22 protein-coding genes are annotated in these 22,175 nt (G+C 70.9%); 10 read left to right on the top strand and 12 right to left on the bottom strand.

Going from position 1 to position 22,175, the window contains the following annotated elements; all coding sequences use genetic code 11:
* Positions 1–291: 291 nt before the first annotated feature.
* Both ACFVT5_RS28295 and ACFVT5_RS28290 read left to right on the top strand, forming a co-directional pair.
* Positions 292–1,632, top strand: coding sequence for a tetratricopeptide repeat protein (locus tag ACFVT5_RS28295; protein ID WP_389893783.1), 1,341 nt, complete (start codon positions 292–294; stop codon positions 1,630–1,632).
* A 35-nt stretch (positions 1,633–1,667) separates the two neighbouring features.
* Complete coding sequence (locus ACFVT5_RS28290; RefSeq protein WP_389893781.1) at positions 1,668–2,495, top strand: class I SAM-dependent methyltransferase; 828 nt, start codon at positions 1,668–1,670, stop codon at positions 2,493–2,495.
* A gap of 55 nt (positions 2,496–2,550) precedes the next feature.
* On the opposite strand, the gene ACFVT5_RS28285 is transcribed toward ACFVT5_RS28290, so the two are convergent.
* Positions 2,551–3,075, bottom strand: a complete 525-nt coding sequence (locus ACFVT5_RS28285; RefSeq protein ID WP_389893779.1) for a DUF6879 family protein — start codon at positions 3,073–3,075, stop codon at positions 2,551–2,553.
* The gene (locus ACFVT5_RS28280) at positions 3,059–3,268 is read right to left on the bottom strand and encodes a hypothetical protein (protein WP_389893777.1); all 210 of its coding nucleotides are present in this window, start codon (positions 3,266–3,268) and stop codon (positions 3,059–3,061) included. The genes ACFVT5_RS28285 and ACFVT5_RS28280 overlap by 17 nt, the downstream gene beginning before the upstream one ends.
* Before the next feature lie 396 nt (positions 3,269–3,664).
* On the opposite strand from ACFVT5_RS28280, the gene ACFVT5_RS28275 reads away from it, so the two are divergent.
* Entirely contained in the window at positions 3,665–5,416 is a 1,752-nt protein-coding gene (locus tag ACFVT5_RS28275) for a protein kinase (RefSeq protein ID WP_389893775.1), read from the top strand.
* A gap of 40 nt (positions 5,417–5,456) precedes the next feature.
* Complete coding sequence (locus ACFVT5_RS28270) at positions 5,457–5,969, top strand: hypothetical protein (RefSeq protein ID WP_389893773.1); 513 nt, start codon at positions 5,457–5,459, stop codon at positions 5,967–5,969.
* Between the two features lie 18 nt (positions 5,970–5,987).
* On the opposite strand, the gene ACFVT5_RS28265 is transcribed toward ACFVT5_RS28270, so the two are convergent.
* Complete coding sequence (locus ACFVT5_RS28265) at positions 5,988–8,000, bottom strand: BTAD domain-containing putative transcriptional regulator (protein WP_389893771.1); 2,013 nt, start codon at positions 7,998–8,000, stop codon at positions 5,988–5,990.
* A 107-nt stretch (positions 8,001–8,107) separates the two neighbouring features.
* Between ACFVT5_RS28265 and ACFVT5_RS28260 the strand changes: the two genes are divergently transcribed.
* Positions 8,108–9,031 carry an alpha/beta fold hydrolase gene (locus tag ACFVT5_RS28260; protein WP_389893769.1) on the top strand — a complete coding sequence of 308 codons (924 nt, stop codon included), beginning with the start codon at positions 8,108–8,110 and terminating at the stop codon, positions 9,029–9,031.
* A gap of 104 nt (positions 9,032–9,135) precedes the next feature.
* Positions 9,136–9,375 (top strand): hypothetical protein, encoded by a 240-nt coding sequence (locus ACFVT5_RS28255; protein ID WP_389893767.1) that lies wholly within the window; start codon positions 9,136–9,138, stop codon positions 9,373–9,375.
* On the opposite strand, the gene ACFVT5_RS28250 is transcribed toward ACFVT5_RS28255, so the two are convergent.
* Both ACFVT5_RS28250 and ACFVT5_RS28245 read right to left on the bottom strand, forming a co-directional pair.
* Positions 9,361–9,672, bottom strand: coding sequence for a 4a-hydroxytetrahydrobiopterin dehydratase (locus tag ACFVT5_RS28250; protein ID WP_389893765.1), 312 nt, complete (start codon positions 9,670–9,672; stop codon positions 9,361–9,363). The two genes, ACFVT5_RS28255 and ACFVT5_RS28250, sit on opposite strands and share 15 nt — an antisense overlap.
* A 56-nt stretch (positions 9,673–9,728) precedes the next feature.
* The gene (locus ACFVT5_RS28245; protein WP_389893763.1) at positions 9,729–11,015 is read right to left on the bottom strand and encodes a cation:proton antiporter; all 1,287 of its coding nucleotides are present in this window, start codon (positions 11,013–11,015) and stop codon (positions 9,729–9,731) included.
* Positions 11,016–11,320: 305 nt separating this feature from the next.
* On the opposite strand from ACFVT5_RS28245, the gene ACFVT5_RS28240 reads away from it, so the two are divergent.
* On the top strand, positions 11,321–12,688 hold the full coding sequence (locus tag ACFVT5_RS28240) for a chloride channel protein (protein ID WP_389893761.1): 1,368 nt from the start codon (positions 11,321–11,323) through the stop codon (positions 12,686–12,688).
* Here ACFVT5_RS28240 and ACFVT5_RS28235 read toward each other — a convergent pair.
* Positions 12,642–13,058, bottom strand: coding sequence for an SHOCT domain-containing protein (locus ACFVT5_RS28235; RefSeq protein ID WP_389893759.1), 417 nt, complete (start codon positions 13,056–13,058; stop codon positions 12,642–12,644). The two genes, ACFVT5_RS28240 and ACFVT5_RS28235, sit on opposite strands and share 47 nt — an antisense overlap.
* A 241-nt stretch (positions 13,059–13,299) precedes the next feature.
* Between ACFVT5_RS28235 and ACFVT5_RS28230 the strand changes: the two genes are divergently transcribed.
* Positions 13,300–14,766, top strand: coding sequence for a DUF2252 domain-containing protein (locus ACFVT5_RS28230; RefSeq protein ID WP_389893757.1), 1,467 nt, complete (start codon positions 13,300–13,302; stop codon positions 14,764–14,766).
* On the opposite strand, the gene ACFVT5_RS28225 is transcribed toward ACFVT5_RS28230, so the two are convergent.
* Entirely contained in the window at positions 14,767–15,939 is a 1,173-nt protein-coding gene (locus ACFVT5_RS28225) for a permease (RefSeq protein ID WP_389893909.1), read from the bottom strand. It lies immediately after the preceding gene.
* A gap of 184 nt (positions 15,940–16,123) precedes the next feature.
* Positions 16,124–17,164 (bottom strand): aldo/keto reductase, encoded by a 1,041-nt coding sequence (locus ACFVT5_RS28220; RefSeq protein WP_389893907.1) that lies wholly within the window; start codon positions 17,162–17,164, stop codon positions 16,124–16,126.
* Positions 17,165–17,297: 133 nt separating this feature from the next.
* Here ACFVT5_RS28220 and ACFVT5_RS28215 point away from each other — a divergent pair, with 133 nt between their 5' ends.
* On the top strand, positions 17,298–17,972 hold the full coding sequence (locus ACFVT5_RS28215; RefSeq protein WP_389893755.1) for a TetR/AcrR family transcriptional regulator: 675 nt from the start codon (positions 17,298–17,300) through the stop codon (positions 17,970–17,972).
* Here ACFVT5_RS28215 and ACFVT5_RS28210 read toward each other — a convergent pair.
* Genes ACFVT5_RS28210 through ACFVT5_RS28195 form a run of 4 tightly spaced genes read right to left on the bottom strand, consistent with a single transcriptional unit; the run spans position 17,958 to position 21,045 of the window.
* Positions 17,958–18,596, bottom strand: coding sequence for a hypothetical protein (locus ACFVT5_RS28210; protein ID WP_389893753.1), 639 nt, complete (start codon positions 18,594–18,596; stop codon positions 17,958–17,960). The genes ACFVT5_RS28215 and ACFVT5_RS28210 overlap by 15 nt on opposite strands.
* Positions 18,597–18,611: 15 nt before the next feature.
* The gene (locus ACFVT5_RS28205) at positions 18,612–19,700 is read right to left on the bottom strand and encodes an ABC transporter permease subunit (RefSeq protein ID WP_389893752.1); all 1,089 of its coding nucleotides are present in this window, start codon (positions 19,698–19,700) and stop codon (positions 18,612–18,614) included.
* Positions 19,700–20,641, bottom strand: coding sequence for an ABC transporter ATP-binding protein (locus ACFVT5_RS28200; RefSeq protein ID WP_389893750.1), 942 nt, complete (start codon positions 20,639–20,641; stop codon positions 19,700–19,702). Before ACFVT5_RS28200 ends, ACFVT5_RS28205 begins: the two co-directional genes overlap by 1 nt.
* Positions 20,638–21,045, bottom strand: coding sequence for a GntR family transcriptional regulator (locus tag ACFVT5_RS28195; protein ID WP_389893748.1), 408 nt, complete (start codon positions 21,043–21,045; stop codon positions 20,638–20,640). The genes ACFVT5_RS28200 and ACFVT5_RS28195 overlap by 4 nt, the downstream gene beginning before the upstream one ends.
* Before the next feature lie 252 nt (positions 21,046–21,297).
* Between ACFVT5_RS28195 and ACFVT5_RS28190 the strand changes: the two genes are divergently transcribed.
* Positions 21,298–22,173 (top strand): ABC transporter ATP-binding protein, encoded by an 876-nt coding sequence (locus ACFVT5_RS28190; RefSeq protein WP_389893746.1) that lies wholly within the window; start codon positions 21,298–21,300, stop codon positions 22,171–22,173.
* The last annotated feature ends 2 nt before the right edge of the window (positions 22,174–22,175 follow it).

Genomic DNA, 22,175 nt, shown 5'->3' with positions numbered 1-22,175 from the left:
CCGCCAGTTACAGGGCGCAGCGACCACAGCCCGCACCACTCACCGCGAAACTCGCCGACCGTGTCCGTACCCACGTCATGGACCAGAGCCCCGACGGCAGGAATTTCCGCGGATTCGGCACATCCCGGCATCTCCGCCTGGTCCAGAGGTCTCTGGGCTTTCATGGCTGGCCTCTCGCTTCCGCCTGTTGATCTCTTCACCTCTAAGCAACCGCACGGGCACGCTCCGCGATAGCTTGGAGTCCGGACCAGGACTTGAAAGCCTTGAAAGTTCGCGCGGGGAGTCGGAGCGATGAGCAAGCGGGAACCGAACGCGGGGTTGGCTCGGCTGATCGGCGAGGCGGGTTGGACGCACGCTCAACTGGCACGGCAGACGAACGCCGTTGGCACGGAGACAGGCACCCCGCTCCGCTACGACGAATCCGCCGTGACGCATTGGCTGAACGGGACGGTTCCCCGGGAACCCGCGCGGCGGTGCATCCTTGAGGCACTGCGACGGAAGCTGAACCGGCACGTCACCCACGCGGAAGCAGGATTTCCACCGGCCAAGCGCGAAGACTCGGCCACCACGGGTGACACGGTGGAAGGGTTGATCGAGCTGGGCAGGCAGGACATGGATCCGTCACGGCGCGGCGTTCTCGGTGCCGGGTTGTTCTCCGTCGCGCTCACGATTCCCGGTTGGCCGGATGTGCTGGGGCGGCTGGAGGCGTTCAAGAGCGGCCGGGCGACCCGTATAGGGATGCACGAGGTCCAGATGGTCATCGACATGACCACCAAGGTGTCCGAGCTGGACGACCAGTTCGGCGGACGCCACGCCCGCCCCATGGCCGCCGCTTTCCTGGTCAACACCGTCGCCGACTACCTGCACGCGGACGCCCCCGACGACGTACGCAAGGCGATGATGGCGGCGGCCTCCGACCTCAGCTACCTCACCGGATACATGGCCGTGGACGAGGGGCTGCACGGGCTCGCCCAGCGCTACTACGTCAAGGCTCTTGAGCTCGCGGGAGCGTCCGAAGACCACCTCACGTACTGCACCACGCTGCGCGGCATGAGCGTCCAGGCCGTTGACCTCGGGCACGGCGCGAAGGCGATGAACCTCGCGGACGCTGCCGCTGCCGCGTCCCCGGCGGCGGGACCCCGAATGCGGGCGTTCCTCGCCGGTCAGCAAGCGCACGCGGCGGCTCTCCTGGGCAACCGCACAGGCGCCCTACGGCACATCCGCGAGGCGGAAGCAGCCATGGACCGTGCGGAGAGCCGCAGCAAGCCCTTCGGGTCGTACGACCCGTCTTCGCTCAACTATCACATCTCCCAAGTCCGTTATGAGCTGGGCGACTTGGCCGGGTCCGTGGAAGCCATGGAGCAATCGGACCAACTGCGCTTCGGGGTCTACCGACGTGCCCGGGTCCGCCACCGCGCGACGCTGGCTGAGCGGCAACTACAGCTCGGCCACCTTGAGGCAGCCTGCGAGACCTGGACATCCGCGCTGGACGAATGGCCCCTGGTGCAGTCCGGCCGCGCCGACGACCGTATGCGGACCATGGTCGGACTGATCCGCCCGCACACCAAGAACGCCCACGCCCGAGCCCTGTACGAACAGGCGAGGGCCGTACTCCCGGCATCCATGCACTGAGGACGGCCCCGCCGGTGAACCCTCAGAATGCCCCCATGACGAACTTTGAGGTAGCTCCGGAGATCGTGAGGTTCTACACACAGTCCATCAACGAGGCCGACCGGCTCACCGCCACAGCCGACGGCCGGCTGGAGATGGTACGTACCCAGGAACTGCTGCGCCGCTACCTCCCCCCGCCACCCGCACGCATCCTCGACGTCGGCGGCGGACCAGGGGCTCACGCCCGTTGGCTTGTCGATGAGGGCTACACCGTGCACCTGGTCGACCCGCTCGCCCGGCACATCGAGCAGGCCGAGCAGACCGGTGCCACCGTGGAACTCGGCGACGCCCGGGAACTCACTGCCGCGGACGCCTCGCACGACGTGGTGCTCATGCTGGGGCCGCTGTACCACCTGATCGAACGCGCCGACCGCGACCACGCGCTGGCCGAGGCGCTGCGGGTGCTCAAGCCCGGCGGCCTACTGGCGGCCGCGGGCATCAACCGGTACTCCAGTCTGTTCGAACACGCCGCCTTCGCACACCTCCACAAGGAGGGCATGCGGAAGAGCGTCGGCGGCATTCTCGCCTCGCAGTTCCATGACGGGAAGAAGGCGTTCACCGCTGCCTACTTCCACAGCGGCGAGCAGTTGCGCGACGAAGCGGTCACCGCCGGTTTCGAGGGCGTCGAGGTGTTCGGTGTCGAGGGCCCTGCCTGGTCGATGCTTGCCGCTGCCGAGCGCAGCACCGGCGAAAGCTTCCGCGACACATCGCTGTTCGAATCGGCACTCGCCGCTGCCCGCTTGGCGGAGCCGTATCCCGAGCTGCTCGCGGCAAGCTCCCACCTGCTGGCCATCGGACGCAGGCCGGACGCTCACGGCACCTGAAACGGGGCGTGGGGAATCTGCGCCGGGATGCGGCGGGAGTTGGAAACGCCCAGGGTCAAGCGTCAAGGCCCTTCACGTACTCCTCGAACGGCACCGCCCGCTCCAGGGCGATTCGCTTCCACTGCCGGTACGGTGCCGGGTCGCCCTCGTATGCCTCGCGGTTGATCTGTGTGCCGTCCGGGCGGAAGTTGAGATGGGCGATGCGGGATGCGTCGAACATCCACCAGTCCCTGCCGGAAAGCGGCAAGCCGTAGTCGTCCCCGGTCACGTCCAGGACGCGAATGTCCTCACCGGCCGCGATGTTGCCGGGGATTCCCCAGGCGAATTGATACCGCTGGTATTCGGTGAGCGGTCGGCGTACGACACGTACCCGGCCGATACTCCTGCCCGACGCGACATATCCGCGCACCCGTTCATGCCAGCGGGCATTGTGCTCGGCGGGCTTGTCCTCGCCCCTCAGGAAGCGGGCGACGTTCTCCTGCTCGCTCGGCATGGTGTACGTGGGCTGCGCCTCGAAGCGCCAAGCCTCCCGCTCGAAGGCGTCGAAGAACCTACGCCAGTCCTCACCAGCCAAGAGCACGAACAGCCTCCCTCAGAATGTGCTCGGGGATCTCCACCAGGCCCTCGCCGTCACGGGTGGCGAAGGCGTCGGAGACGTCTCCCTGGACGACGAATGAACCGCTCTTCGTCCGGTAGACGTTGGGGCAATCGTCGTCGTCGCCGTCGGGTCCACCGACCGTGCCGGTCAGGCGGGTCAGTTCCTCACGTGCCATCGTGCGCCCCCCTACGGGGTTGTTCCTCGCCGTTACCAGGACGTTAGGGGAGCCAGTGGCGGCTGGTCCATGGCACTTCGCCGATATGCGTGTTGTCGGGTAGATGATCAAGCTGGAGGCTGAGACGCCGGGGGTGACGTGCTCCACTTCCCCGACCGGACCCCCACGACGGACGCGCGGTACGAGGGGTGTCAGGGCGATGAGTGGTGGGCGCCGGTCTGGCCCCGGCAATGTCCCGCCGCAGGGCCCCTTGAAATGACGTAATAGCGGAAGGGGGCTTTCCCCTTGGGATGATTTGGGAATTCCCTTCACCAGTCCAGCACACATCTCCCGCACCGCCGTCATCGAATACGCCCAACCACCCCTTTCCTATCGCGAGTTCGTATGATGCCCGCCATGGCAAGTCACGGGGATCTGATAGCGGGGCGTTACCGCCTCACGGCACCGCTCGGGCGCGGCGGAATGGGTACGGTCTGGCGGGCGGGTGACGAACTGCTCGGCCGGGACGTCGCGTTGAAGGAGTTGCATTTCGACCAGGGGCTCTCGCCCGTCGAAGCCGCGAGCCGGCGCGAACGCACACTGCGCGAGGCCCGGTCGGTCGCGCAGGTGAAGCACCCCGGCGTCCTCGTCCTGCACGACGTCGTCGAGCACGACGAGCGGCCCTGGCTCGTGATGGAGCTGATCGACGGCAACTCGCTCGCCGACCGGATCGCGGCGGACGGCCCGGTCCCGCCCGCCGAGGCGGCCCGTATCGGCCTCGCGCTGCTCGCCGCGCTGCGCGCCGCGCACTCGGTGGGAGTGCTGCACCGTGACCTCAAACCCGCGAACGTCCTCATGGAGTCCGGCACCGGGCGCGTCGTACTCTCCGACTTCGGGATCGCCCAGGTCGACGGGCAGACGACGCTGACCGAGACGGGCGCGTTCGTCGGCTCCCCGGAATACACCGCCCCGGAGCGGATGTCGGGGAAGCGGACGGGACCGGAATCCGACCTGTGGTCGCTCGGGGTGCTGCTCTGCGCCGCCGTCGCGGGTGAGTCGCCGTTCCGTCGCGATTCGTTGGCGGGGGTGCTGCACGCCGTGGTCATGGACGACATCGAGGTGCCCGAAGCTGCGGGCCCGCTGCTTCCCGTCGTGAACGGTCTCCTCGAACGGGATCCCAGGCGACGGCTCGATACGGATGAGGCGGAGCGGGCACTGCGCGGCTTCCTCGCGGAGGCGCGGATGCCCACCGTGGCCCACACACCGGTGGCCTACCCGGCAGGACCCCACACACCGGTGACCCACGAGCCGACGCACCACACACCGGCGACCCACGCACCGGCGACCCACCAGTCCGACGCGCCGCCCCCTCCCGGCGACCCCATCGTGCTCGGCACCCCCGCCCCCGCGCCGACCCCCCGCCCCCGTATCCGCACGGCACTCCTCGCCGGCGCCCTGGTCGTCGTCCTCGCCGCGGGCGGCACCGGCGCGTGGGTTCTGACCAGGGACGATCCCGGTACGGAGGCGACAGGGCCCGGCGGTCCCGCGAACGAGGTGCGGGAGAAGCAGGAGTCCGAGGACGTGAGCAAGAAGCCCTCCAAGACACCCTCCGAGAGTCCCGACACCTCCAAGAGCCCCGACGCCTCGAAGGGTCCCGGTAAGAAGGCTTCCGCCACCCCCGGACCGAGCGGCGACGGCACCGGCAAACCCACTCCCCCGGACGCCCCCGCCGGCTACCGGACCGTCTCCGACCCGACCGGCTTCACGATGGCCGCGCCCACCGGCTTCATCCGCTCCGCCGAACCGCCCCGCGTCTTCTACAACTCCGCCGACAACGCCTTCCGTATCGGCGTCCACCCCCAGCCACTGGACCCGAACGGCCCCCTCGCGGTGATGCAGCAGGCGCACAGGAACGGCCCGTCGGACTACCCCGGCTACCGGAACGGCTCGGTCCGCGCGACCACGCACAACGGATTCCCGGCTGCTGTCTGGGAGTTCACCTGGGACGGCGGCGCCGGGGACGGCGGGCCACGCCACACCTACGACCTGAGCTGGGACCAAGGCGGCAAAATGTACGACCTGTGGGTCTCCTCGCCGGCCGGACAGGCGGCGGCGGGTAAACGCCACTTCATCGAGGCACACAGGTCCTTCACGCCGACCGGCTCCTGACGCGAGGACGAACTCACCGGTGCTGTTAACGTGCCTGCTCGTGACTGCCAACAGCGTTGATTCCGCCGATGAGTTGTACGCCCGCATCGAGGCCGCCACCGCGGGCACCCCGTACCGGATGTGCCGTACGGAGGACGGATTCGACGTGACCGTGGACGTCCACCTCCCACAGTGGCAGCAACTGCTGACCCGGCAGCGGATCACCCAGGTGCACACCTACCGCATCGCGCTGCGCCCGGAGGAGAAGACCTTCACGCTGACGGATGTCGTCCGCACCGTCGAGTACGAAGTGGGCCTGGGCGGAGTGCGGCTGGGCAAGACCGTGTCCGTCGGCCGCACCCTCTCCATCACGTCGAACCGGAGCCTGGACGGCTCCGAGCAGTACACCTTCTCGTCCGCCGAAGGCCATCGGCTGATCCGGGGCGTGACCGAGGAGTTGGGCTGGCAGGAGGCCAAGCCCGCCGCCCTGAAGATCGCCGCCGCCGTCGGCATCTGCGCCGGTGCCGCCGCGCTCGCCACCCTCATCACCCTCGCCGTCGTCAACTGGCTCTGACGCACCCTCTATTGGTCATCAGGCAGCCTCGATCTCCCTCAGCCAGTGGGCTGTTGGGCCGAGGGTGAGCAAACCGGAGCCCGCGCCCGCGAGTTCGTCCCGGGCCGGGGCCAGTCGGGCGTGGACACGGGGCAGGGTCGGTTCGTCGGCCAGTTCCAGGGCGACCGCCGCCTCCAGGCAGCACAGGGCCTCGTACATGAGGTCCGGGGGCGGCTCGGGGAGTGCCCGTAGCGCGTGCCGGGCCGCGGTGCGGTGGCCCGTGCGCAGGGACGCGAAGGGCTCGGCCCAGGGGAGGTACGGGCCCCAGTCCTCGGTGATGTCCACGTGCCGGGCGGCCTCCATGGCGTCCCGGGGGCGGTCGTTCAGGCGCAGGCTCAGCAGGGCGAGGGGCGCGATGCCCCGGGTCAGGCCGGGCATGCCGGTGCCTTCGAGGTGGGTGACGGCGGTGCGGTACGCGGCCTGCGCGCGGGCGATCTCGCCGGTCGCCGCCAGCCGCAGTGCCCCGTACCACCGCGTGAACACCGGGGCCAGCGGCAGTTCGTGGCGTTCGGCGAGGCGGTCCACGGCGGTGGCATGGGTGTCGGCCGCCGTGAAGTCGGCCAGGGCGCAACGGGCTTGGAGCCGGACGAGGTGGCCGAGTACCTCGTAGGTGACGAGGCCGTGGCGGGCGGACAGGGCGATCAGTTCCGCGCCGATGGCATCGCGGTGCGGTGCGCGGCCCGCCCCCGTACAGCTCTGCATGAACACGCCGTTGAGGGCGAACGCCAGCAGGGCCGGGGCGTCCAGGCGGCGGGCGATCCGTTCGGCCTCGCGCGCGGCGGTGGGTGCGCGCGGGGAGCGGGTGCCGCGTGACTCGACGGCGACCGTGGCGAGCAGGCGGCAGCGCGCCGGGGCGTAGGGGTCGCCGTCCGGGAGTGCGGTGAGGGTGCGTTCGGCCGCCGCGACGATCCGGCGGGCCAGTTCCGGGTCGTCGGCGCGGGTCCAGATCGCGGGGACGTCGTACGCGCCGATCACCCCGGCGGTCAGGACCGGGTCCCCGGACGCCTCGGCCGCTTCGACCGCCGCCATCCGGTGCCCGCGCGCCTCCTCCAGACCGCCGCCGCCGGTGACCGCGAGGTTCCGGAGCAGGCCGACCGTGGATTCGAGACGGGCACGGGCGCCGGCGGCGACCGTACGGTCGTAGGCCGCCGCCGCGCGTGTCCAGAGACGGGCCGCCGCCGACTCCGTGAGGTCGAGGCCGGGGTCGAAGCCGTAGCCGGGGGCCGGGCCGGAGTCGGGGTCCAGGCGCGGGTCCTGGGCGAGGATGTCCGCCTCCAGGCGGCGCAGGCCCGCGCCCGGCTCCACGCCCAGTTCGTCCACGAGCGTGCTCCGGGCGCGGCGCAGCACGGCGAGGGCGTCGCCCTGGCGGCTGGTCCGGTAGAGCGCGAGTGCCAGCAGCCGCCACGCGTCCTCGCGCCACGGGTGGTCGGCGAGATGGGCCTCCAGTTCGGGCACCGCCTGCGCCGCGCGCCCCAGGTCGAGCCGGGCGGCCGCCAGCCGCTCCACCGCCTGGAGCCGCAGCTCACCGAGGCGCGCCCGCTCGCCACGCGCCCAGTCCTCGTCCGCGAACTCGGCGTACGCGGGCCCGTGCCACAGGCCGAGCGCCTCCTCAAGCCGGTCGGTGCCGTCGGTGGTGACGGCGACGGAGGCGACGGCCGCTTCGAAGCGCCAGGCGTCCACGGCGTCCGGTGCGGCCCGCAGCGCGTACCCCGGTCCCTCGGTGACCAGCAGCCGGGCGGGGGTACGCGGCGGACGGCCCGGTTCCAGTACCCGGCGCAGTGCCGCGACGAAGGTCTGTACGGCGCCGACCGCACCGGCCGGCGGCTCGTCCCACAGGTCGTCGACCAGACGGGCGACCGGGACGACGCGGGTGCGGGCGACGATCAGGCGGGCCAGGACGGCGCGGTGCCGGGGGCCCTTCAGCGCGATGGGTACGCCGTGCTCGTCCCGGGCCGTGACCGGCCCGAGCACCTGGAAGGTGACGCGCTCCATGCCGCAACCGTACCGAGGTGTACGAGGTGTGCTGACCGGACGCTGATTCGCCCACGGGAAGCTCGATGTGTCCGGCCTTTCCGCGTGACCGAAGAGAGCAGCGAACCATGTCAGGACCCGTATCAGGACCCGCGTCACCGACTTCGACTCCGACTCCGACGACCCTCGCCGATTTCACGTACCACCGCGTCCCCGTCGCCGACGGTGTCTCCCTCAGCGCGGCCGTCGGCGGCTCCGGCAGCCCGATCGTGCTGCTGCACGGCTTCCCGCAGACGCATCTGATGTGGCGGCACGTCGCCGCCGACCTCGCGGCCGACCACACCGTCATCTGCCCCGACCTGCGCGGATACGGCGCGAGCGACAAGCCGGCCGACCCGGAAGGCACCGCATACGCCAAGCGCGCCATGGCCGCCGACGTCGTCGCGCTGGCCCGCGCGCTCGGGCACGAGCGGTTCGCCCTGGCCGGGCATGACCGGGGCGCCCTGGTCGCCGTACGCGCCGGACTCGACCACCCCGACACCGTCACGCACCTAGCCGCGCTCGACGTACTGCCGACCCTGGACATGTGGGACGTGCTGCACGGGACCTCGGCGGCGGTCGGCTTCCACCTGTATCTGATGGCCCAGCCGCCCGGTCTGCCCGAGCAGTTGATCGAGGCCGCGCCCGACGCGTTCTTCGGCCACTTCCTCGACGGCTGGACCCGGGACCCGGACGCCATCCCCGCCGACGTGCGTGCCGCGTACCTCCGGGCGTCGCGCGAGGCGGTGCCGTCCATCGTGGCGGACTACCGCGCGTCGGCGGGCATCGACGTCGACCACGACCGCGCCGACCGGGCCGCGGGCCGCCGCCTCACGATGCCGGTGACCGTCCTCCAGCAGGACTGGGGCGCGGCCCTGGGCTACGACGCCTCCGCCCTGTGGCGCGCCTGGGCACCGGCGCTGGAGCACCGGACGGTCACCTGCGGTCACTTCATGGCGGAGGAGTCCCCGGCCGAGGTCGTCAAGGCGCTCCGGACGCTCCTGACCAGGTGACTCCGGCTGTAGTCCGGCAGCACTCCCGCTGCAGTCCGGCAGCACTCCGGCCCTGGTAGCGCGTGCGTACAGCCGGAGTAGGGTCGAACTGAGGAGGCGAGGACATGGTCACCCTCATCCTGCTGTTCGGGCTCATCGTGCTGATGGCGGTGGGAGCGCTCCTGATCCATCTGCTGAACGATCAGCACGAGGAGCGGATAGCGGCCCACCACTACAGCGACCCCCTCCCGGGAGTGGGCCGCCAACACCGCAAACGCCACCACGCGACCACCTCTGCCGACCGGTCAGGCGGTTCGGACCGTTCCGACCTATCAGACCGTTCAGACCAATCAGGTAGCGACTGACGCCCCGTGTTCCGTGGCCAGTTGGGTGACGCGAGTCGCCATTTTCGTGTCCTTGGCCGTGAGGGCGCCCCCCGCGTCGTGGGTGTTCAGGGCGAAGGTGATCGTGCCGTACAGGATGGTGATGCGGGCGTGGTGGTCGGCCTTGTCCTCCGCGGTGGCCACATCGGCGTAGAACGCGGGGATCCGGCCACGTTCCGCGCGGTAGGTCGCGGTCAGCTCGCCGTCCTTGACGGTCCAGCCGGGCAGTCCGGCAAGGGCTTCGGCGAGCTGGGCATCGGTGAGCGGGGGTGTCGGCACGGGGCTTCCCTTCGACGGTCGGACGCCTTTGCTTGAGCGTAGGCCGAAGGCGCTGGTCAGGCCGCCGGTTTGGGCCGCCCGCCACGCCCCCTGCCTCCCCCCATCCCCCGCACCGGCAGCTCGGACGGGCCTGAGGGATCGGCGGCGTCGACGCGTCGGGCGGTCTCCGTACGCCCGTAGAACTCGGCGAGCGGAGCGGACGTGAGGCCGTGGGCCAGCACGCTGAGCAGCACGGTGCAGGCGACCACCGGAACCACCGTCTTCGCGGCCTCGGGCGCCAGTTCCTCGATCGCCAGCAGGCCGAAGATGATCGAAGCCAGTCCCCGCGGACCGAACCAGCCCACGAACAGGACGGTCCGCACGCCGAGGCGGCTTCCGATCAGCGACAACGCCACCGGCAGCATCCGGATCACGGTCAGGCTCAGTACCGCGTACACCCCCGCCTGCCAGGTGAGATGGTCGAACGCGGTCGGCACGATCACGGCGCCGAAGACCATCCACACCAGCGCGGAGAACAGCCCGGCCGTCTGCTCCACGAAGACCATCTCGGGTTGCGGGGTGCCGCGCATGGCGCCGAAGGCCAGACCGGCGACGAAGGCGGCGATGAAGCCGTTGCCGCCGATCGCGACGGCTGAGGTGTAGCTCAGCGAGGCCAGTGCCAGGACACCCGCCCCGACGAAGTCATCGGCCGCCCAGCCCCGGCGCAGCGCGGCCCGCAGCAGCCACCCGGACACCAGCCCGACAGCGCAGCCGTATCCCAGGCCGATGGCGAGATCCACGAGGGCGGCACCGGGGGCGCCGGAGTGGTCACCGCTCTCGCCCGCCACGACACCGGCCAGGGCGAGTACCACGAGCGGTGTGGCGATGCCGTCGTTGAGGCCGCTCTCCACGTTGATGAGCCGGCGGATCCTCGCGGGCACCGCCGGGTTCACCATCATCGAGGAGCCGAGCGCGGCGTCCGTCGGCGCGAGCGCGGCGCCCACGTACAGGGCGGCCCACCCGGAAACCCCGGGCAGCAGACCGAACGCCAGCAAGGTGCCGAGCCCCACGGCCAGCGGCAGTCCGATGCCGAGCAGCCGGGCGCAGAGTCCGAGGTCCGGCCGCAGCGTCCGGAAGGGCAACCGCGACGCGTCGGTGAAGAGCACCCAGGCGAGGGTGACCTCGGCGAGCGTCTTCACGGCCGCCGGCGAAGGGGCCAGGCTCAGGACACCGATTCCCTCGCCGAGGATCAGACCGAGCAGGACGAACGCGGCCGGCGCGGTGAGTTCGGCGCGCGCCAGCCGTCGCGAGGACAGACCCCACAGGAACAGCAGCAGCAGGATCAGCGAATAGGTTCCGTCCACCCAGGTCCTCCAGGTTCTCGGCCGTGCCCGCTCGGGAGGTTCCGCCGCTCCAATCTCCCGGCAGCGGCACGCCAGGGGGCGGTGGCGGGGGGTGACGGCACCGCCTTGCACACGGGTGGCGGCATACGCGGACGTCGTACGGGGTTCCGGGTGCGGCCGTTCGGCGGATCCCCCCGGGCCGGCCGGTGGGTGCCGTGCGACGGTGAGGCCCGGGTGCGCCCTCGTCCCATCACGGTGAGGAACGGGCACGCCCTCCGTCCCATCCCCGAGGACACCCCGAGGACACCCCCGAGGAGGCATCGCGTATGCCGTCAGGCGCTGCGGCGAGCACCGACGCGGTGCCGCGGGACCCGCTCACCCTGCTGCGGAGCCGCCGTTACCTCGTACTGCTCCTGCTGGCCGCGCTGCTCGGTGTCCCGGTGTCCGCCCTCGCCTTCGGTTTCCTCGCGCTCGTCGGCGAACTGGAACCCCTGCTCTCCGACGACCTGCCCCGGGCCCTCGGCTTCCACGGCACACCGGTGTGGTGGCCGCTGCCGCTGCTCGCCGTCGGCGCGGTGCTCGTCGCGCTGACGATCCGGTATCTCCCCGGGGAGGGGGGTCACGAGCCGGGCGGGGGGCTGTCGCACGGCCCGCCCGCCCCGGTCAGCTGGCTCCCCGGCATCGCGCTCGCGGCCCTGGCCACCCTGAGTTTCGGCGCGGTACTCGGTCCGGAGGCGCCGCTGCTCGCCCTCGGCTCCGGGGTCGCGGCCGGCGCCGTACGCCTGGTGAAGCGCGACCCACCGCAGCAGGTGTCATCGATGCTCGGCGCCGTGGGCAGCTTCGCGGCCGTCAGCTCGCTCTTCGGCTCACCGCTGCTCGGGGCGTTCCTGCTGATGGAGGCTGCCGGGCTGGCCGGGCCGATGCTGGGTCTGGTGTTGGTGCCCGGTCTGCTCGCGTCCGGCATCGGCTCGCTGATCTTCATCGGCCTCGGGTCCTGGACCGGGCTCGGCACGTACTCACTGACGCTGCACGACGTGCCGAAGGCGACGGTTCCGACCGCGGCGGAGTTCGGCTGGGCGCTCGTCATCGGGGTGGCCGCCGCGCTCGCCGGTGCGGGCATCCGGTGGCTCGCCCGCGCGCTGCTGCCGCACGTCCGGCGCCGCCGGCTGCCGGTCACCGTACTCCTGGGCCTGGTCGTCGCGGCGCTGGCGATCGGCTACGCGGAAGCCACCGGCCAGCAGACGTCCGACGTGCTGTACTCCGGCCAGACGGCGCTGGATCCCTTCCTCGCGCACAGCGCCGCGTACTCGGCGGGGGCGCTGTGCCTGCTGGTGCTCTGCAAGGGCCTCGCGTACGGGGTCTCGCTCGGCGGGTTCCGGGGCGGGCCCATCTTCCCCTCCATGTTCGTGGGCGCCGCCGGTGGCGTGCTCATGTCCCATCTGCCGGGGCTGTCGCTGGTCGGGGGGTTCGCGATGGGCATCGGCGCGATGAGTGCCGCGATGCTGGGGCTGCCGCTGACGTCCGTCCTGCTGGCGACGCTGCTGCTCGGGGCGCAGGGACTCACCGTGATGCCGCTGGTGATCGTGGCCGTCGTCGTCTCCTATGTGGCATCGGCGACGCTCACCAAGTCACCGGCGGCCCACGGTGTCAGTGGAGAATCTTCTCCTTCGCCCGCTGGAACTCCTCCTCCGTGAGGTCGCCCTTGGTCCTCAACTCGGAGAGCTGGGAGAGCTGTTCGGCGTGGTTCGGCGGGTTCTGCGTGGCGGAGTAGTCCCGCAGCGTGGCGTCGCGCGCCTTCAGCCACTCCTTCTGCTGCTCGACCTCCCGCCTGCCCATGTCGGCCCCGTGCACGACCACGTAGCAGAGGACGCCGATGAACGGCACGATCAGCATGAACAGGAGCCAGGCGCACTTCGTCCAGCCGTTCATGTCATGGGCCCTGAAGACATCGGCGACCGCCCGGAACAGGACCACCAGCCAGATGATCCAGAGGAAGATCCACATCACCGTCCAGAAGGCTCCCAGAACGGGATAGTCGTACGCGAGATTCAGGTAGCCGTGCATGTGTCCCAGCCCTTCTCTCGACCGGCCGTTCCTGACCGGCCCTTCCTGACCGGCGGCGGTCGCCACGGTTCGTCACGCGGGGCGCCCGCCATCACTCAGTCTCCGCCGCATCGCACACCTGTGCCACGGGAGACGTGCGTGGCCGCTGTGGCACGGGAGGCGATGCGCGTCAGGTACCGGCGATCCCGCGTCAGGTACCGGTACGAGATGCGGATCGCGGTCGGCGGCGGAAAATGGAGTAATGGCCAGAGGCGACAGCGACGCAGACCGTCACACCCCGCATCCGACGCCCCAGGAACGGGCCGCACGCGGCAGAGCGGCCCGCAAGAAGGCGCCGAGGTCCGGCCACGCCGACTTCACCCCCGCCGAGGGGCGGCCGGACCCGGTGGACATCATCGAGGCACAGTCGGCGACCCGCGTACAGGAACTGATCCCGATCCGCTACGGACGGATGTCGGAGTCACCGTTCCGCTTCTATCGGGGTGCCGCCGCGATCATGGCGAACGATCTGGCCTCGACCCCGAACTCCGGCATCAAGGTCCAACTCTGCGGGGACGCCCATCTGTTGAACTTCCGGCTGCTCGGCTCCCCGGAGCGCAGGCTGGTGTTCGACATCAACGACTTCGACGAGACCCTGCCGGGCCCCTGGGAGTGGGACGTCAAGCGTCTCGCCGCGAGCCTGGTGATCGCCGCGCGCGAGAACGGCTGGTCGCCCAAGAAGCGGGCCGCGATCGTCCGCGCCGCCGTGCGGGGGTACCGCGAACGGATGCGGGCGTTCGCCGAGATGGGCACGCTCGACGTCTGGTACGACCACGCCGACATGGAGCAGGTCCAGCGCGTCGCGGGCCCCCGGCTCAGTGCGCGCGGCCGGGGCGCGGTGAGCAAGGCGATGGCGAAGGCCCGTACCCGTGACAGCCTGAAGGCGTTCGACAAGCTCACCGAAGTCCGGGACGGGCAGCGCCGGTTCGCGCCGGACCCCCCGCTACTCGTACCGCTGGACGACATCCTCGGCGGCGCGGAGCGTGACCGCTTCATCCGGGAACTGCGCGGCCTTGTCGATCGGTACACGCACAGCCTCCCTTCGGACCGCAGGCATCTGGTCCATCAGTACGAGGTGGTCGACATCGCCCGCAAGGTCGTCGGCGTCGGCAGCGTGGGCACCCGGTGCTGGGTGCTGCTGCTCCTGGGCACGGACGACGAGGACCCGCTGATCCTCCAGGCCAAGGAGGCGGACCGGTCGGTGCTCGCGCAGTACGTCGGCGCCAGCCAGTACGACAACCAGGGCGAACGCGTGGTCTCGGGCCAGCGGCTGATGCAGGCGGTCGGTGATGTGTTCCTCGGCTGGGACCGGGTCATGGGACTCGATGACGTGCAACGCGACTTCTACGTACGGCAGTTGCACGACTGGAAGGGCATCGTGGACCCGACGATCATGGTGCCCCGGGGCATGCGGGCGTTCGCCGATCTGTGCGGCACGACCCTGGCACGGGCGCACGCGCGGTCAGGCGACCGGATCGCCATCGCCGCGTATCTCGGCGGCGGCAAGTCCTTCGACCGGGCCCTCGTGGAGTTCGCGGAGCGGTACGCCGACCAGAACGAACGGGACCACGCGGCGCTGCTTGAGGCGGCGCGGACGGGACGGGTGACGGCTGCGGCGGAGGGTGCGCCGACGGTCGGGACGGGCGCGCCGACGGTCGCGGCGGCCTGATCACGCGGCGGGCGGACGGGGTGCGTCGGCGGGTGACTCGGATGCGGGCGCGCCGCCCATCGTCCGGAGCATGCCGAGGCCGCCCGTCCGCAGGAACCGCCACACCAGGGCCGCCGCGAGCAGCAGGAACACGATGTTGAGCCAGGTCGTGTAGTTCCAGGTGACACCGCCCGTGGGGATACGGGCGTCGGCCTGGTCGGGGACGAGTCCGAGGCCGCCGAACACGATCTCGACCGCGTACCCCGCGACGGCCATCGACGTGAAGAACGTGACCAGGAGGAAGGCGGCCATCCGGGCGCCGTAGTACTTCCGGTAGATGTTCAGGATCGGCAGGATCAGCAGGTCGGCGTAGAGGAAGGCGATGACGCCTCCGAAGCTGATGCCGCCCTTCCAGAGGACCACGGCCAGCGGCACGTTCCCGATCGAGCAGACGAAGGTGGCGATCGCCACGAGTGGCCCGATGAGCGGGCCGATCAGTTTGGCGGCGAGCGGGTGGTCGGCGAGGAAGAACGTCCGCCAGAACTCGTCCGGCACCCACGCGGCGATGGCGCCCGCGATCAGCAGTCCCGCCACCAGGTCCCGCAGGATCGCCGCCCATTCCATGACGAAGATGTGCGACACGGAGGTCCAGCCCTCGCGCGAGACGAGCCGGTGCGTGAAACTGCCGCGCGCCCGTACGGACATGTCCATCGCGGCGTGCCCCTCCATCGAGCCGGCGAGACCGCGCCCGGCCTGCTCCCGGGCCCCGCGCAGCAGCCGTTCGGTGAGGAAGAGACGGAACAGGACGGCGAGTACGACGATCATGACGGGGCCGCCGACGAACTCCGCCGCCGTGAACTGCCAGCCCATCAACAGGGCGAGGATCACGCCGAGTTCGATGACGAGGTTGGTCGACGCGATCTCGAACGCCATCGCCGCCGTGAAGTTCGCGCCCTTGCGGAACAGGGAGCGGGCGAGGGCCACGGCGGCGTAGGAGCAGGACGAGGAGGCGGCGCCCAGGCCGGCGGCGAGGGCGAGCGTACGGGGGCGGTCGTCGCCGAGGAGCCGGACGACGGTCGATCTGCGGACGACGGCCTGGACGACGGCGGAGAGTGTGAAGCCGAGGATCAGGGCCCAGGTGACCTCCCAGGCCATCGACCCGGCGATGGCCAGCGCGTGCCCGATCGCTTCCAGCGGCTGTGCGGCCTCCATGGTCGTCCTGTGCCCTCCGTCGCCCCGCCGGCCGGGTGTCGGGACCGACTATCCCCCAGGGGGTATGCCAGACACAGCACGCGCAGCCGGACGGCCCCGCCGGTGTGTCGGCGTTCGGGTCGCTGTCGGTGTCGGCATCGGGGTCTGCTCACGTCGGAGCGGTTCGTTACGGGAGGACCGCCGGGGGGTTCAGGCGGGTGAAAGGCTGCTGGCGTTCGTACGGGAAGTACGGGTACGGGGCCGCCTTGGCGCTGGCCTCGTTCAGGCGGGTCAGTTGGTCGGGGGTCAGGGTCCAGCCGATCGCGCCGATGTTCTCGCGGAGTTGGGCCTCGTCCCGCGCGCCGATGATCACCGAGGACACCGTCGGGCGCCGGAGCAGCCAGTTGATGGCGATCTGCGGGACCGTCCGGCCGGTCTCCTCCGCGATCTCGTCCAGCACATCGACCACGCGGTACAGATGGTCGTCCGCGACGGGCGGCCCGTACTCCGCCGTACGGTGCAGCCGGCTACCGGCGGGCAGCGGCCGGCCCCGGCGTACCTTGCCGGTGAGGCGGCCCCATCCGAGCGGGCTCCAGACCAGCGCGCCGACCCCCTGGTCGAGGCCGAGCGGCATCAGCTCCCACTCGTAGTCACGGCCGACGAGGGAGTAGTACACCTGGTGCGCCACATACCGTGGATACCCGTGCCGGTCCGCCGCCGCCAGCGACTTCATCAGGTGCCAGCCCGAGAAGTTGGACACCCCGGTGTACCGGATCTTCCCCGCCCGTACGAGCTGGTCCAGCGTGGACAGCACCTCCTCCACCGGCGTCGCCGCGTCGAAGGCGTGCATCTGGAACAGGTCGATGTAGTCGGTTCCGAGGCGGCGCAGCGCGTCGTCCGTGGCGCGGATCAGGCGCGAGCGCGACGAACCGGCGTCGCCGGGCCCTTCGCCCATCGGCAGGCTCGTCTTGGTCGAGATGAGGATCTGGTCGCGGCGGCCCTTGATCGCCTCGCCGAGCACCTCTTCCGACGCGCCCGCCGAGTACACGTCCGCCGTGTCGAACATCGTGATGCCCGCTTCCAGGCAGATGTCCACCATGCGCCGCGCCTCGGCCGCGTCCGTACTGCCCCACGCCCCGAACAGCGGCCCCTGCCCGCCGAAGGTGCCCGCCCCGAAACTCAGCGCGGGCACCTTGAGCCCCGACGCCCCCAACTGCCGGTATTCCATGTGCTCCGTGTGCTCCGTGTGCTCCGTGTGCTCCATGGCCGCATCACCCCTCGCCTATTAACGGGAAACAGGTTCCCTTAAGATGGCTTCAACGTAGCAGAGGTCCGCGAACTAATGGAACAGGAGACCCGTTATGGAGGTCCCCATCGACTCGGACGGCTCGGTGCCCGGCACCCTGCGGCCGGGCGGACGTACGGCCCGCGTCCGCACCGCCGTCCTCCGCGCCGCCGGCGACACCCTGGCCGAACACGGCTTCGCCCAGCTCGACCTCGCCGACGTCGCGCGCCGTGCCGACGTCGGCAAGACGACGGTGTACCGCCGCTGGGGCACGGTGGCGGGGCTCGTCGCCGATCTGCTGACGGACATGGCCGAGCAGTCGCTGCCGCGTACGGAGACGGGGTCGCTGCTCGGTGATCTGGAGGCCAACGCCGAACTGGTGCGGCGCGCCCTGGCCGACCCCCGCCAAGGGGCACTGTTCAAGGCGGTCATCGCGGCGGCCACGACCGACCCCAGAACGGCCGCGTCACTGCACCGCTTCTACGAGGTACGGGTCGCGGAGTGGGCACCCTGCGTCCAACAGGCCGTCGCCCGGGGCGAGATCCCCGAGGGCACCGACCCCCACGAGGTCATTCGCGCCGTCTCGGCCCCCCTCTACTACCGCCTGCTGACGACGGCCGCCCCCCTTGACTCCGACACGGCCAGGCGGGCCGCGCGGGGAGCGGCCGAGGCGGCCCGTGCCGGGGTGTACGTGCCCTCAGTGCCCTCAGTGGACTCAGTGCCCTCAGTGGCGGCCTCAGCCGAAGAGTGACACCCCCGCTCCCCACACCGCGCAGGCCACCGCCCCCGCCGCCAGCGCCTCCGCCGGGAGTGAGCGGGTGTACTGCCAGGTGAGCGGTGTGCGGTTTGTCGGGGCGCCGGGGGTGCGGGTGTGGGTTCGGGTGGCGTCTTCGAAGACTGCTGAGAAGTTGTACAGGGCGTCCCAGAGGGAGTTGTCCAGGAGATAGAAGTCCACGTCCTCTCCTCCGTGGGTGCGGAGGGTCAGCGCCTGGCGCCAGGATTCCCGGTGCAGGCGGCGGACCGCCGTGCACTCCACCGTCACCTGGCGCCATACGCCGACCCGCACGATCTCCCCCGGCCGCAGCACCACCCTGATGAGGGAGAACCGCCAGGCGACGGATCCGCACGCCAGCAGTACCGCAGCCGCCAGCGGGCGTTCCCCGTCCGTGAGGTCGAGCGCCGAGGAGTCGAGGACCACGTAGACCGCCGCGCCGACCGCACCGCAGGCCAGGGCGCGCAGCACGCCGACGCGGAGCCAACGGGCCAGCTTGATTTCCCCCCGGCGGTTCGGCCGGTACCGCCGTACCCGTCTGACCAGCGGCGTAGCCGGCCCGTACCAGTCCGACAGGCCCGCCTCCCACAATCCGAGTGCCATGGCCCCGACCGTACGTCAGCCGGTCACCTTCGTACGGCGGACCGCCCACCAGGTCAGGGCGAGACAGAGGGCCGCCAGAATCAATGAACTGCCTGCCTCGATCAGGTGGAAGGTGCCAAGGCGCGAGCCCGGCTGGTACTCGATCAGGTTGCCGAGGATGTGGTGGTCGGTCAGGCAGTCACCCAGCGGGTCCGTGGCACCTCGACCCGGCGGCATCGGGCACCACTCGCCCAGCACCTGGGCCACGTCGTGATGCCCGCCCGACGCGTCGACGAAGGTCGTGGAGCCGCGGTTCATGATCAAGGCGTTGCTGCCCGGGGCCAGTTCGGCCGGCCCGGGAGTGTCCGCGCCGAATCCGCGCAGCACCGTCAGCGGGGTCATGAAGGTCGGGCGCAGGTTCTCCATGAGCAGGTTGCGCCCGATGAACAGGGCGAGTACCAGACCGAACGCCGTCGTCGTACGCCGGGTGAGCGCCCCGGCCGCCGCGCCCAGCGCGAACCACGCCACCGCCAGCGTGAGCGGCAGCCAGCCGGTGGCCTGGAAGTAGATGCCCTCGAACAGGCTGTCACCGGTCCCTACGTGGGCCTCCTGCGCGAGCGCGTTGCCCACCACGCAGCCGGTGCCGGTGAGTACGGCCGCCAGACCGCCGAGCACGGCCAGCTTCCCGAACAGCCAGCGCGTCGGACTGACGTCCTGGGACCAGGCCAGGGCGAGGGTGCGCTGCTCGTGCTCACGGGCGAGCAGCGGAGCGCCCCAGAACAACCCGAGGATCAGGGGGAGGAAGGTAAGCGCGGACAGCGCGTACCCGGCCTGCGCGAGCGGGCCGAAGTCACTCGTCAACTGGCCTTCCTGAAGCGACCCTTGGGCACAGATCGTGTTGCCGCACTGGTCGACCAGATCGCTGATCCGGTAGTACGTCACCAGCATCCAGCCGATGAGTACGACGGTCAGCGCGACGGCGGCCACGATCGTGCCCCGGTGCTGACGCCACGTCAGCCACACCAGGTCGGCGAACCGGGCGCCTCCGCGCGGTGCCTTGACCGGACCGGACGCCTCGGGCACGTCGGACGCCTTGGACGCCTTGGACGTGAGAATTCCGGTCATCACACCGCCTCCAGAGATACCGGGCTCTGTCCCGCCGGGTCCTGTCCCACCGAGTTCCGCCCCTTGAGATACGCGAGGATCAGCTCCTCCAGCGTCGCGGGCTCGGCCCGCCAGCCCGGCGCCACCGTCGCCACCGCCGATCCGGTACCGGATCCGGCACCGGTCCTCGTACGGACCAGAAACGTCGACTGCCGCTCGGAATGCGTGGCCCGTACGACCTCACCCCCGCCCGGCGGCAACTCCGCGCGCGGTCCGGTGAGCCGGGCGTGCGTGGCGAGCAGTTCGTCCACGTCGCCGTCGAGGACCGACCGCCCCTTCGCGAGCAGCAGCAAGTAGTCGCCCACACCGTCGAGTTCGGCGACCACATGTGTGGACAGGATCACCGTCATCCCCGAGTCGGCGACCTCGGCGAGCACCTCGCCCATCACCTCGTGCCGCGCGAGCGGGTCGAGATTGGCGAGGGGTTCGTCCAGCAGCAGCAGCGACGGGCGGGCGCCGAGGGCCACGGCTAGCGCGACCTGCGCCTGCTGACCGCCGGACAGCTTCCCGCACGGCCGGTCGAGCGGAACGTCGAACCGCTCCAGCCAGGCCACCGCCCGCGCCTGGTCCCAGACCCGGTTGAGATGGCGCCCGAAGTCGAGCATGCCCGCGACCGTGAACCCCCGGTAGAGCGGCTTGTCCTGCGCGAGGAGCACCACCCGTACGTCGTCACCCCGCAGTTGCCCGCCCCGCAGCCGCCCGGCCGGTACGCCCCCCACCGTGATCTCGCCCTCGGTCTGCGGCAGCAGCCCGACCGCGATGGCCATCAGGGTTGACTTTCCGGCGCCGTTGGCCCCGGCCAGGGCGATCACCCGCTGTTCCGGGAGCGAGAAGTCGCAGTCCTTCAGGGCCCAGGTCCCCCGGTACCGCTTGCCCAGGCCGTGCGCCTCGATCGCGCTCACGCGCTTGCCCCCCTGCCCCGCTCCGTCACCGATGACTCGGCGACCACCGACCCGAACAGCGCCTGGATGTCCTCCCCTTCGAGCCCGGCCTCACGGGCCTCGGCGAGCCAGTTCGTCAGCCGCAGCCGCAGCCGCGCCATGGCGTGCGGGTCGGCCGAGCCGAGCGAACCGGAGACGAAGGTGCCGGCGCCCTGCCGTGCCTCGACAAGACCGGAGAGTTCCAGCTCCCGGTACGCCTTGAGCACGGTGCTCGGGTTCACCACGCAGGAGGCCACGACCTCGCGCACGGTGGGCAGTTGGTCGCCCGCGCGCAGCAGCCCGAGCCGCATCCCCTCACGCACTTGGCGCACCAACTGCGCGTAGGCCGGTTCGGCACCGCCCTTGTCCACATGGAAGTCGATCACATCGGTTCCCCCCTCGACGGAGATCGGTCGGAGATCGGTCGGAGACTGGCCGGTCCCTCAGGTCCGTCCTCGATTGTTCTGGTTATGTAGAACACTAGTCAAGTGGGCCGAAGCAATCCGCGAAGAACGGCCAGGGAGACCCGCCGGTGTACCCAGCACCACCCCAGAACCCGGTGTGTGGGCCCCATGTGCCGCCGCCCCCGCGTCCGTAGCGTCATCGGTGGGATCGAAAGGCGGTCCGGGGAAGGGACGATGACCATGTTTGGACGCGCACAAAAGGCGAGTACGGGCAGGCACGGTGCGCGGGGCGCCCGCGGCGGCGAGGCGCTGCGGCTCGTCAAGGTCAGCAAGGTCTACGGGACCGCCGAGAACGCCGTCACCGCCCTCGACGGAGTCACCCTCAGCCTGCCCGCCGGCAGTTTCACCGCCGTGATGGGCCCGTCCGGGTCCGGCAAGTCGACGCTGCTCCAGTGCGCCGCCGGGCTCGACCGGCCGGACAGCGGTCTGGTCGTGGTGGACGGCGAGGAGATGACCGGCGGCAGCGAGGCCGCGCTGACCAAGTTCCGGCGGCGCCGGATCGGGTTCGTGTTCCAGCAGTACAACCTGCTGCCGACGCTGACCGTGGCGCAGAACACCACGCTCCCGCTGAAGCTCGCGGGCCGCCGTACGGACCGGAACCGGGCCCGCGAGATCCTGACGCAGGTCGGTCTCGGCGACCGGCTCGGCCATCTGCCCGACGAACTCTCCGGCGGCCAACGCCAGCGCGTCGCGATCGCCCGCGCGCTGATCACCGAGCCCAGCGTGATCTTCGCCGACGAACCCACCGGCGCCCTCGACCTGCGCAGCGCCCGCGAGGTCCTGGGGCTGCTCCAGGAGACGGTACGAGTGCACGGGCGGACCGTCGTCATGGTGACGCACGACCCGGTCGCCGCCTCCTACGCCGACTCCGTGGTGTTCCTCGCCGACGGACGGCTCGCGGGCGAGATGACCTCACCGTCCGTGGACGACGTCGCGGAACGCCTCGCCCACCTCGGCGACACCATCGACACCGACAACACCCAAGGGCCGTCGCCCTACGCGACCGCCACAGCCCACGGCACCCACCACAACCTGCGGACGGGGGCCTGATC

The organism is Streptomyces sp. NPDC058001 (assembly GCF_042886315.1).
Taxonomy (GTDB): domain Bacteria; phylum Actinomycetota; class Actinomycetes; order Streptomycetales; family Streptomycetaceae; genus Streptomyces.
This window is presented reverse-complemented; position numbering and strand designations above follow the sequence as displayed.

Bases quoted from the DNA above. Each gene is read 5' to 3' on its own strand.
- ACFVT5_RS28240 (WP_389893761.1), top strand. From the start codon at position 11,321: ATGCCGTCAGGCGCTGCGGCGAGCACCGACGCGGTGCCGCGGGACCCG.
- ACFVT5_RS28205 (WP_389893752.1), bottom strand. From the start codon at position 19,700: ATGACCGGAATTCTCACGTCCAAGGCGTCCAAGGCGTCCGACGTGCCC.
- ACFVT5_RS28215 (WP_389893755.1), top strand. From the start codon at position 17,298: ATGGAGGTCCCCATCGACTCGGACGGCTCGGTGCCCGGCACCCTGCGG.
- ACFVT5_RS28290 (WP_389893781.1), top strand. From the start codon at position 1,668: ATGACGAACTTTGAGGTAGCTCCGGAGATCGTGAGGTTCTACACACAG.
- ACFVT5_RS28255 (WP_389893767.1), top strand. From the start codon at position 9,136: ATGGTCACCCTCATCCTGCTGTTCGGGCTCATCGTGCTGATGGCGGTG.
- ACFVT5_RS28280 (WP_389893777.1), bottom strand. From the start codon at position 3,268: ATGGCACGTGAGGAACTGACCCGCCTGACCGGCACGGTCGGTGGACCC.
- ACFVT5_RS28260 (WP_389893769.1), top strand. From the start codon at position 8,108: ATGTCAGGACCCGTATCAGGACCCGCGTCACCGACTTCGACTCCGACT.
- ACFVT5_RS28265 (WP_389893771.1), bottom strand. From the start codon at position 8,000: ATGGAGCGCGTCACCTTCCAGGTGCTCGGGCCGGTCACGGCCCGGGAC.
- ACFVT5_RS28230 (WP_389893757.1), top strand. From the start codon at position 13,300: ATGGCCAGAGGCGACAGCGACGCAGACCGTCACACCCCGCATCCGACG.
- ACFVT5_RS28210 (WP_389893753.1), bottom strand. From the start codon at position 18,596: ATGGCACTCGGATTGTGGGAGGCGGGCCTGTCGGACTGGTACGGGCCG.
- ACFVT5_RS28190 (WP_389893746.1), top strand. From the start codon at position 21,298: ATGACCATGTTTGGACGCGCACAAAAGGCGAGTACGGGCAGGCACGGT.
- ACFVT5_RS28275 (WP_389893775.1), top strand. From the start codon at position 3,665: ATGGCAAGTCACGGGGATCTGATAGCGGGGCGTTACCGCCTCACGGCA.
- ACFVT5_RS28235 (WP_389893759.1), bottom strand. From the start codon at position 13,058: ATGCACGGCTACCTGAATCTCGCGTACGACTATCCCGTTCTGGGAGCC.
- ACFVT5_RS28295 (WP_389893783.1), top strand. From the start codon at position 292: ATGAGCAAGCGGGAACCGAACGCGGGGTTGGCTCGGCTGATCGGCGAG.
- ACFVT5_RS28220 (WP_389893907.1), bottom strand. From the start codon at position 17,164: ATGGAATACCGGCAGTTGGGGGCGTCGGGGCTCAAGGTGCCCGCGCTG.